Genomic DNA, 10,698 nt, shown 5'->3' with positions numbered 1-10,698 from the left:
TGCGGCCCGCCGAGAACAAGGTCAGGGTGAAGGCCCAGAAGGGACACCCCGAGAGCTGGATCACGGTATCGCCAGAGATGATGGACGAACTGCTGGCCTTGCCACCAAAGCGACCCAAGAACCGCAAGACCGGTAAATTCATGAAGCCGCGCGTCTTTGGCTATGGCAGCTCGACCGGGTACAACACACGCTGGAAGACCATCTGCAAGCGGGCTGGTATCCAATACCTATCCGCGCACCAAGCAGGGCGTCATGGGTTCTTCACTGAATTGGTGGTCAGGCAAGGTGTCGATCCAGTCACCGCAGCCAAGGCTGGCCGCTGGGCTGACCCCAATTTGCCTATGCGCATCTATGCCCATGCAGAGACGGATGAGGCCGACGTTAGGGCCCGTTTTCGTACAAACCATGCACAGGAAGACCCTGTACAAACATCCAAACCCAAGAAATCAAAGAAGGAATAGCGCTATGAACGGTTCCCTCCTAAGGGGCAGGTTGCTGGTTCGAACCCAGCCGGGATCACCAATTTTTCAAGTACTTACGTCCAAAAATGCCAGTGTCTGTGCAAAACGGTACCCTAAATGGACCTTGAGTACTGTTTTATTTTCTCTTCAATATATTAAGGTAAAGTTTCGGACATCGACGAGTTCGTGCTGATTTGGCAGGTTGATCAATTTCCATTCACTGAGTGCTATCTAGGTTCCGGAACCTTTTATCCCGCGTCTGTCTGACCTGCAGCAGAGGCTCAAACAGAAGTTGCGCGAGATACCTATGCGGCTGAATCGGGGTGAACCCGTCCGGATGGTCGCGGGGAATAGTGCAAGGCGTGTGACTGCTTTGGTCCTGCCGCCCGCTCATCGGATTAAACCAAGGCGTCGTAGGGGTCGAAGTAAAGGTCTACCCAATAGTTTGACGCGTTGTAGCTTGAGTCTGGGAAAATGCCGGTCGTGCCTGCACTGAAGACGCCATTACCCGAGGGGTCTGTTCCGGCAGGCGCGCTTAGCGTCCCATCTGCGCCAACCCAGTCGGTTGCAAAGAAATCACCGCTGAAGGCATAGTTTTGCGTCGTGCCATAGGACGCCACATAAAGTTCGTTGGCGTTCAGGGCGACGGGTGTGGCCAATGTCGCAGTTTGCCAGCCGACCTGACCGGGGGGCGACATAACGGTTGCAGTTGCCAACAGGGTACCGGTGCCGCTCCACAGGTTCAACGTCCGTGTGTCGGTATCGCCAGCATCCAGATCACCGCGCCAATAGCGCAGCGCGGTGACTTCACCTGCGGCCGAGCTGACAAATTCGACGCCAAGTTCATAGTCGGTCGCGTCATCTGTAATGATCTCCGTCGGGGCATCGCTTGCGCCAAACAGGGACACGGTGTCTGGCCCGGGTTCGGACACCACGTCGGAGACTTCAATGGTGATGGCTTGCTCTACCGCTGGGTTTGTTCCGTCCCAAATCGACAGCAAAACTTCATAGATATTGTCCAAGTCGAAATCCTGTGGCGCCTCGAAGTCAGGCTCCGAGGCAAAAAGCAGCAAGCCGCTGGTGGCATCAATGGTAAAGGCAGGGGCATCGTTCCCGCCAGCGACGGCGAACACAAAGTTATCGCCATCGGGATCCATCGCGGTGATCAAAGCAGCGGCAATCTGGCCCTCGGGTGCGGTGAAACTGGTCCCTGCAAGCGTAAACGAAGGCGGTTGGTTTGGGGTATCATCGCCGCGAAATCCGACGTCGACCCAATAGTTCGAACTTTGATAGCTTTGGGTTGGCATGACACCGGTCGTGCCCGCAGCATAGACGCCAGCGCTTGCCGGGGCGGCCAGAATGCCGTCTGCCCCAGGTTGGGGTGTCGCAAAATAGTTTGTGTTCACGGCATAGTTCTGGGTGGTGCCATAGGATACGGTGTATGTCGCATTTGCTGTGATTTGTACGGCTGACGACAGGACGCCGACCTGCCAGCCACTTTGCCCCGCGGCTGAGGTTACTGTTTCAGATGCAAGCAGCGTGCCGGTGCTGTCCCAAAGGTTCAGGGTTCGGGTATCAATATCGCCCGCGTCCGGTGCCCCGCGCCAATAGCGCAGATTGGCTATTTCACCGCTCTTGCTTGCGGTAAAGCGCATCCCAAGTTCATAATCCGTCGCATCAGCGGTTTCTGTTGTGGTGGGCAATTCTGTGGGCCCGAACAGGGTCGATAGAATGGACCCCGTTTCATTGGCAACATCCGTTACCGTGACCTCAAGATCTTGAGTCGCAGCGGCGCTTAATCCGTCCGATGCACTGACCGTTACCTCGAAAACATTGTCGACGTTGCTGTCGGTAGGTACCTCAAAATCCGGTGCAAACACAAAGTTGAGCGCGCCGGTGATCGCGTCAATGGTGAATGCGGCAGCATCCGCACCCCCTTGAATGCCATAGGATATCGGGTCTGCATCCTGAGCGACCACCGTGGCGGCGAGCACCGAATTCTCGGCGACGGTCACGGCGGCAGACGAGGTAAAGACTGGCGGATCGGTAGAAATCTCGCCGGGATCAAATGTGACATCGATCCAATAATTTGAACCTTGATAGCTTTGGGTGGGCATGATGGCCCCGGCCCCCTGAGCATAGACACCGCCGGTTGACGTCGCTGCGGTCAGGAAGCCGAAGGGGTCGGTGTATTGCTCTGCGAAAAAGCCGTTCGTGGATACGTAGTTATCTGATGTTTCATATGAAACAATATAGTTTTGCCCAGCGAGCAGATTAACAGGGGTCAGAAGCGTTGCGGTTTGCCAGCCGCTTTGGTCGGGTGAAGAGACAAAGCTGGTGGTGGCAAGCAACGTGCCGTCGTCCCGCCATAACCGCCCGGTCCTTGTATCAGTGTCGGCAGCATCCGAAATGTCACGGTAATAGTGGATTTCCGTGATCTGGCCCGTCGTCGAAGCAGAAAACTGAGTGCCAAGCTGCAACGGCTGGGGATTGCTAAAGTCTGCGCCGTTGAATTGCACCCACGGGTCAAACAGTCTGATTGTGTCTGGTGGCGTGACCTGAACGATGTCTCGGGCAAGCCCTGATGTCGTGGGCAGGTTCAGGCTGTCGTCGATTGCTCTGACCAGAATTTCATAGGATTGCACGGCGCTGGGGGACCAAGAATAGGACCAGTTCGTGGTGCCCTCCGCCATAGACCAAGTGCCACCGTTGTCGAATGACACTTCGACCAACGCCACTGCCCCATCATCTGTGGCTGCATTGCCATCGTTGTCGGTGGTGGTGCCCGTCAGCAGGAAAGCTGTGCCCGCCGGCAGGTTTTCAGGCAGCGCATCAAGCGTGGCGGTTGCGGGCGTGACATCCGTTGAACCCGCTGCACGGGCGAGGCCTTGCAGGGCAAGCACGGTATCGGTCTGACCCGGCTGGATGCCCATATCAGCGAAGAGATTGACGACAAACTGCTGAAGCGCGACGTTCTCAATTTGCGCATCGTAAGGTTCACCATCGTGTAGATTGCTAAGTGCCCATGTCCAGAACACTGTACCAGCACCAAAGACCAGCGCACCGCTATCGGCCCGATATAGCGACAGATTATGTGTCGCAATGCCGGGTTGGACCGTGTTGCCCTGATCGACCAGGATGCCACTCCACGGGATTGTCGTCTCGGACAGGTGGATCAACCCGTCAGGGCGATATTCATCGGTGGGCGAGGTGTTCCATTCATACCCTAAAATCCCCGCTGCCATGTCAACGGCACCTGACCCCGCGACGTCCGTGTCGCGCCAGAACCTTAGCGTGGCATACTCCTCAGGCACATCTAATGCGCCGCCAAACTCTCCGGTACCATCGGGACCAAAAAGCTGACCCGTCAGCGCATTTTCGGCAGTTTTGAAGAGATCGGGCTGGCCTGAAAGTGCTGGCCGGTCTGCCGCATCACCCGCGAGAGGGTTGCCGATAAACCGGTCGTCACGCCATGTGCCTGTCCAGATGTTTTCAGGATCAAGATTGAAATAGTCGCTTGGCTGTGCGGCGGGGTCCAGATGCGCCCATGTTTCCTTGTAACAAACCAAAGTGCGGTACTCTTGGCCGTCTACCGTGCTGGTTTCCCAACGTGTCTTCCAATAGACTTCATTGCCGCTCCAGAACAGCAGGTTGACGCCCGCATCGCGCGCTTCTTCGACATTGTAGCGCTGATCGCCAGACCAGTATTCGTCATGTCCGACCGAGATGAATGCTTCGTATTTCTTGAGATAATCTGCGCCGAGCCGATCGGTATCAACACCCGAGATATAGGCGACGTCGTATCCATTTTGCTCTAGCCACGAGATGGCTGCATAGTCCGCGCCGAACAAATAGTCCTGAGCGCCAGCCGCTGGTCCCCCTTGCTGGCCATCAATACCGCGGGTGATCAGCGGTCTGTTATAGCTTACCGCATATGCCCGGTCCACACCGGAACCGCCGGCACCTGGAATGTCGGGGTTGTTGATCGTGTTGCTGGCATCGCCATAAAAGTTTGCACCAATCTCGCCGTTATTGCCGATCCATCCGTTATAGGCTTGCCAAGTGGTGTCAGAGGTTTGCAGCACAATATCCGCCGGGCGGTCATCATCGCGCACGACAAAGGGGATCTGATTCACCGCGCCCGTGACGGGATCACCATTCGCATCCAGCCGCTGAACCCGCGCAAGATAGACGCCGGAAACCGCATCCACCGGAATATTCCAACTGTCGGTAACGCTCCAGTTGCCTGCGTCTGCGGTACCCGTGGTCGTATTAAACATGGCATCTGGTTGTACGGTTGCAGATTGGTTCGTCCAGCTTTCGACCATGCGCCCCCCGTCGCCATCGTAATAGCCCAGCCGGAATATTTCGACTTGATAATCGCTGCCCGGATTGTCGCTGACGTTGATCTTAAAGTCGATCAGAGTGCCTGCATCGACGCTGAAATCGGTCGTGAAACCTTCTATGAATGTGGAGTGGGGAACGTCCCAATAAGATTTCGGCATGCGCCCGTCGGTGCGGGCGTTTTCTTCGACGATCTGGTTAACGGGCATCCTGGATCTCCGTTTTTGATGCGTGTCACTGGCGAATTCGATGCAAGGGCCTTGCTGGTGAATAAAGTCTGCCTTGCCCCGCACAGTTCAGACAAGGCGCAGAGCGGGACACCGCTTCATCATATTGGTGCAGCGCTCATACGATCTTGGACGAATTGGCAGATTGCTGAACGCGGGCTTCTCCAAATGAGCAAGCGGGTCCGGCTATTTAGATATGCACCGGACCGATACCGATAAATAGCGGCGCGATTTGCACACGCGCAATCACTCCGGGTCACGACACATGTTGGTCCAAGTGGGGCGCTGCCCAAATGAAGATCAAACTGCTCCTTGATATACGCCAGCGTGACGAGATCAGACCGCTGTTGGCCAGACGACTGCGACAAGCCTTACAGCTGTACTTGGCTGCTGCTAACGGTTCTGTCGTGTTTCGCAGGAAATTGTCACGTCCTGAGCTTGTGGCGTTCCTGAGTGAGTTTCCAAGGTGCGTTGTTCCGATGTAGGCTTGCTCTACATCTCCTTACTGGGGCGCGAGATTGGCAGGCTTGGCTATGAGGCGCGTCTTATCCCACCTGTTTACGATGAGCAGTTTTGAAGCGTTAAAAGAAAGACGCAAATGACGCAAAAGCGGCATCGTGTCCCATGATGCGCTACGTTTAGTTCAAAAGCACTCAATAGCAGGCGCAGTGCACCTGCCCTCCACCCTAGGTATTCCCGATAACGTGACAGAACATATTCGATAGATCCTAAAAATAACTTCTCACGAGACTGCCTGCGATCAGGCTCCAACCATCAGCGACGACGAAGAAAGCGAGTTTGAAAGGAAGGGAAACAACAGCTGGAGGTACCATCATCATGCCCATTGACATCAAAATTGCCGCCACAACCAAGTCGATGATCAGGAAGGGGAGGTAGACCAAAAAACCGATCTGAAACGCACGTGTAATCTCAGACAGCATGAAACTCGGAACTAAAACAGATAGGGGCGCATCTACTTCCAACTTCAGGCCTGCCGTATCGGGCCTTAGTTCCGCCATAGCGATGAAAGTATCAGGGTTCATTCTTCCGACCATAAACTGTCGGAAAGGTGCGATTGTCTGAGCAAACGCAGTTTCGACGTCAATCTCTTCATTGGTCAGTGGTTTTAAGCCATTTTCCCACGCCGCCGAAAACACGGGTTCCATAATGAAATAGGTCAGGAAAAGAGCCAAGCTTACGATCAGCATATTAGGTGGAGATTGCTGAAGCCCAATTGCTTGCCTTAGTATCGATAGAACCGTAACCAAAAAAGGAAAACACGTCACCATAATGGCAATGCCCGGTGCCAAACTAAGAACCGTAATTAGGGCAAAAAGTTGGATCGTGCGCGTAGAAAGCGCACCTTGATCCCCCAAATCGATCGAAACATCCTGCGCAATCGCAAAGCTAGGTAGTAAAACCAGCAACGCGATAAGCCCCACCCCGAGGCGGAATTTTCCGGTCATAGGACGGATTGCATATCAACAACTTCGGTCAATCTGACAACAAGTTGATCTGACCCGCCTTCAACTTGTTCCTCAAGGACACCGCGCGCAATCAGGCGATCCCCGACGTACAGTTCAACCGGATCGTCAACACGCCGATCAAGTGTCAGAACGGCATTCTCTCCTAACGCGACCAAGTCCCTTATGAGGGGGCGCGCTTTTCCGACACAAACTGACACCTCAATGGGCACAGATGTAAAAGGGTTTGTTTTATCAGCGGCGGCGCGGCTTACAGAAACGGGATCATCCATTGTTTGGAACCTCTACAGATTGCTGAAAAAACGAAGCGAGTGAATTGGAGATATTTTTACTTAATTCATCCATATCGATGAGGCGTTCGGTCTGGTCAGCTTTGAGAAAGATCTGCCCCTCACCCAAGCTTGCTTCGGACTTCAGAAGAAATGGCACGTTGAGTTGTTGGTTCAGCAAGGCCTCTACGAACTCTACATTTTTGGGCGAGACGACAAACTCGATCGCGTGTTCAGTAGATTCACCCAATAAATCATGGATTTGCTCGACCAAATGGGATCTTAGTGATGCCTCTAACGTCCCGGGTATTAGTTTTGCCATGATGGCCTCGAGAACTGGCTTGAGAGAGGTCAAAAGCTTTCCTCTCGCCTCCTGATAAGTGAACGTCATGTCTTGAAGATTCTGTGCAAAATCAGCAGAAATTTTTCTCTGCTCAGCTTCCAGCGCTACGACAGCATCTTGCCAGCCCGCTTGGTAGCCGTTTTCGAAAGATTCTAGGTTCGCATCAGCGTTGGCATCGACAGACCCCATATCTGAATCAGCTACATCTGGTTCCGCTGAACTGAACTCACTGTATCTATGTGCAAGTGACATCACGCGTTCTCCTCTTTTTCCTCAAGCCAACTGCGCAGGATTTCGATGGTTTCCTCTTGTTTATCGCCGATCATGCCACGCAAGCGGTCAACTTGCGTATCTTGACCGCCTCCCATCATGGGAAGAAACGATCCAGGCTCCATTCCCCCTTGGAACCCTTCATCTGAGGATAGAAATTCTGACTGACCCGCGTTTTGGGATCCAATCGCCAAATTCATATCGTTCATTTGCTGATCAGATTGCCCACCGTTTTGATCGGATGTCAGCGCAGGAAAACCGCCATTGGGATCAGGCAGTGGCTGCCGCGAAAGAAGTGGCCTCACAACAAAAAGACCCAAAATAATAGTAACTAGACCTAAAACGGCTATCTGAATTGCAGACATCAAATCTAGATTGAAGCGATCAACAATGGAGGTGGTTGCTTGAGTGCCCATAGGTGGGATCGACTGAAGCGCCATGGATTTGATCGTAATGATGTCACCTCGCTCCGCGTCAAAACCAACAGCAGAAGATACCAACTCACGTAGCGCCTCCAACTCGGTATCGTCTCTTGGTTGAGAGACCTCCGCACCGCCTTCGTCAGTAGCAATGGTGTCGTTGATCAAGACGGCCACAGTAATTCGCTTTACAGCTCCCGGCGCGCGTACAATCTCTCTCTCAGTTTCGGACACTTCATAGTTTACGCGTTCTCTCGTCTCACTATTTGAAGAAGATGAGCTGTCTCCACCTGCTTGCCCATCATTGCTTGGCAGATTGCTTGCGACGGTGACGTCACCGTTTCCCGCGTCAGAAGATGTATTGCTGCGCTCTTCGGTATCAGTGCTAATCGCCACACGCCCATCGGGGTCAAAACGCCGTTCACGAACCGATTCGCTTTCAGTCTCCGTGTCTACACTTACTTCAACAATGGCATTCCCAAGCCCGACACGCGCCTCTAAGATTCGTTGGATTTTTTCCTTAAACATGTCCGCTTTGTCATCCCCTTGGGATGTCGGCATAGCGTCATCACTGGATCCAATAAGGCTACCATTTGCATCAATTACCGCGACGTCATCAGGAGAAAGACCAGCAACAGCAGAGGCTACAAGAAACCGAACGGCCTTCGCTTCCGCTGCAGAAATCTCTCCACCATTTGGTGTCAGTGAAACCGAAGCTTTAGGAACAACACCTCGTTGAAAAGGGTTCGACCCTGTACCAGCAATGTGCACCCGGGCCATTGAAATCTGGGGATTCGCCACGATTGTTCTTGCCAGCTCGCCTTCCTTTGCGCGCCAATATGCAGCATCGAACATCTGTGATGTGGTGCCAAACCCTGTGAGGTTATCCAACAGTTCATAGCCCCGGTTGCCATTGGCCGGAAGCCCTTCGCTTGCCAAGGTGAGCCTGAGTTCGTCGCGTGCTTTCGAATCGACAAAAATCGATCCGCCTCGCACCTCATAAACGACACCTCTTTGTTCAAGCGCCCTGACCACGTCCCCGGCAGCACCACTTTCCAGCCCCGCATACAGGAGGGTCATATTGGGCGAAGATACCATTCTCGACATCGCAAGTACGCCAAAAAACATCGCCACGGTCGCAACAATAATCGTTAATTGTTTGCGAAAGGTAAGTTCTGTCCAAATGTTCAGAAATTGCTGCACAATTGCCTCCATCCAGCCGGGCTTTCTGCCCAGCTCATGAGGAACAAATGACCCATCAGACTTAACAATCGGTTAGTGCAATCATGGTTATACCATCTCCAACAGCACGGATGGAGAACCATGACAGACACACCAGAAGAGATTGAAGAGGCACCACCGAAGAAATCGAAGATGCCGCTAATTCTGAGCCTTGTCTTAGCGCTCGTCGGCGGTGGGGGCGGATTCTATTTGACTTGGAGCGGGATGATAATGGGCGACGAGACAGAGAGCGATGTGGCCGACACAGACAATCTCGCGCCAATAGGTGATTTCGTTTATGTTCCCATAGACCCGCTTGTTATTTCCCTTCGACAACCGGCCCAATCAAAACATCTTCGGTTTCGCGCACAGATGGAAGTTCCGTCAAAATATCGTGCCGACGTCGAAAAGCTGCTGCCTAGGGTGACCGATATCCTGAATGGTTACCTTAGGGCGGTAAAGGTCGAAGATCTAGAGAGCCCGGCTATTCTGCTACGACTACGCTCTCAGATGCTTCACCGTATCGAAGTTGTCGTTGGTCCAGACCGGGTCAAGGATTTGCTCATCATGGAATTTGTTTTCACCTGAGGGACATAAAATGGGACTGATATCTGATATTCTACTGGCAGCGGGAGCATTCGGCGCGGCAATTTACTGTCTGGTCTTGTCAAGGCGACTAAAGCGTTTCAGTGACCTGGAGAAAGGTGTTGGTGGTGCAGTAGCTGTGCTTTCTTCCCGCGTTGATGACCTTACGAAAACACTTTCCGCAGCCCAAAAAACGGCAGCCCAATCTGCAGAAAGTTTGATGGACCTAACGGCGAAAGCAGAAGAAAGTTCTCGACGAATCGAACTTCAAATTGCGGCGCTTCACGACCTACCCGCATCACCTGCACCTGCCACAAAAACGAATCCCGCGGTGGAAGCATCCCCTGTGTCGAAACCCCATCCTACCCAATCAAACGCAGTGGAGCCGATGTTTGTACGCCACCAGAAACAGAGGAAGGCAGGATGAAAATCTCCAACAAAAAATCTCGCAGGCGCAGTCTAAGCGCGCTATCCTTGATCACCTTACTTTTTGCAGGTTCCGCAGCTTTGAGGGTTTTCATTGGAGCGAATACAGCAATTGCGCAAGCAAGCTTACCCACACAAGAAAATAGTGCTGTCGAATTTGATAGGTATTCTCAGGTCGAAACATTTAGCGCGCCGGCAGAACGGCAACGGTTAGCGAAAATGTTGGAAACAATTCAAGTAAAAGAAGCTGAAATCGAAGCGAGAGAAAAAGAACAAAATTCGCGCGAAAAAACTCTGGAAGCTGCCGGTGAAGAAATAAGTACCAGACTCGCTGAGCTAAAAGAGGCCGAAGATAATCTCCGCGCAACTATCGCGATTACTGACGGTGCTTCCGAAGGCGATTTATCAAAGTTAACCGCTGTCTACGAGAATATGAAGCCAAAAGACGCTGCCGCGCTCTTTGAAGCTATGGAGCCAGATTTTGCGGCTGGATTTCTGAGTCGAATGAGGCCAGATGCCGCAGCAAATGTCATGGCAGGCCTTCCACCCGAATTTGCATATTCTATCAGTGTTATTCTTGCTGGTAGAAATGCAAACGCTCCAAAGAGCTGACCATAGTCACCGCCTTTTAATCAGGGCGTGCGGAAAT

Annotated in this window: 8 protein-coding genes and 1 pseudogene; 4 read left to right on the top strand and 5 right to left on the bottom strand. The window is 52.9% G+C overall.

What is annotated here, in order from left to right; translation table 11 throughout:
* Positions 1-461, top strand: a pseudogene (locus ABYT07_RS05180) (site-specific integrase); the annotation flags it as partial.
* Between the two features lie 398 nt (positions 462-859).
* Here ABYT07_RS05180 and ABYT07_RS05175 read toward each other — a convergent pair.
* The 5 genes from ABYT07_RS05175 to fliF all read right to left on the bottom strand — a co-directional run bounded on the left by ABYT07_RS05175 (position 860) and on the right by fliF (position 9,020).
* Positions 860-5,014 carry a DUF4082 domain-containing protein gene (locus tag ABYT07_RS05175; RefSeq protein ID WP_372989931.1) on the bottom strand — a complete coding sequence of 1,385 codons (4,155 nt, stop codon included), beginning with the start codon at positions 5,012-5,014 and terminating at the stop codon, positions 860-862.
* A 746-nt stretch (positions 5,015-5,760) separates the two neighbouring features.
* Positions 5,761-6,498 carry a flagellar type III secretion system pore protein FliP gene (gene fliP, locus ABYT07_RS05170; protein WP_372989929.1) on the bottom strand — a complete coding sequence of 246 codons (738 nt, stop codon included), beginning with the start codon at positions 6,496-6,498 and terminating at the stop codon, positions 5,761-5,763.
* A complete protein-coding gene (locus tag ABYT07_RS05165; RefSeq protein WP_372989928.1) occupies positions 6,495-6,788 on the bottom strand; it encodes a FliM/FliN family flagellar motor switch protein in 294 nt (97 codons plus the stop codon). Before ABYT07_RS05165 ends, fliP begins: the two co-directional genes overlap by 4 nt.
* Positions 6,781-7,380: a hypothetical protein gene (locus ABYT07_RS05160; protein ID WP_372989926.1), complete on the bottom strand. Its 600-nt coding sequence runs from the start codon at positions 7,378-7,380 to the stop codon at positions 6,781-6,783. Before ABYT07_RS05160 ends, ABYT07_RS05165 begins: the two co-directional genes overlap by 8 nt.
* A complete protein-coding gene (gene fliF, locus ABYT07_RS05155) occupies positions 7,380-9,020 on the bottom strand; it encodes a flagellar basal-body MS-ring/collar protein FliF (RefSeq protein ID WP_372989925.1) in 1,641 nt (546 codons plus the stop codon). The genes ABYT07_RS05160 and fliF overlap by 1 nt, the downstream gene beginning before the upstream one ends.
* A gap of 120 nt (positions 9,021-9,140) precedes the next feature.
* Here fliF and fliL point away from each other — a divergent pair, with 120 nt between their 5' ends.
* Genes fliL through ABYT07_RS05140 form a run of 3 tightly spaced genes read left to right on the top strand, consistent with a single transcriptional unit; the run spans position 9,141 to position 10,661 of the window.
* Positions 9,141-9,626: a flagellar basal body-associated protein FliL gene (gene fliL, locus ABYT07_RS05150; protein ID WP_372989923.1), complete on the top strand. Its 486-nt coding sequence runs from the start codon at positions 9,141-9,143 to the stop codon at positions 9,624-9,626.
* A 10-nt stretch (positions 9,627-9,636) separates the two neighbouring features.
* On the top strand, positions 9,637-10,050 hold the full coding sequence (locus ABYT07_RS05145; RefSeq protein WP_372989921.1) for a hypothetical protein: 414 nt from the start codon (positions 9,637-9,639) through the stop codon (positions 10,048-10,050).
* Positions 10,047-10,661, top strand: a complete 615-nt coding sequence (locus ABYT07_RS05140) for a MotE family protein (RefSeq protein ID WP_372989920.1) — start codon at positions 10,047-10,049, stop codon at positions 10,659-10,661. The genes ABYT07_RS05145 and ABYT07_RS05140 overlap by 4 nt, the downstream gene beginning before the upstream one ends.
* The last annotated feature ends 37 nt before the right edge of the window (positions 10,662-10,698 follow it).

The sequence above is a fragment of the Sulfitobacter sp. genome (assembly GCF_041552635.1).
GTDB lineage: Bacteria > Pseudomonadota > Alphaproteobacteria > Rhodobacterales > Rhodobacteraceae > Sulfitobacter.
Note: the sequence above shows the minus strand (reverse complement) of the source record. Positions and strands in the feature narration are given on the sequence as shown.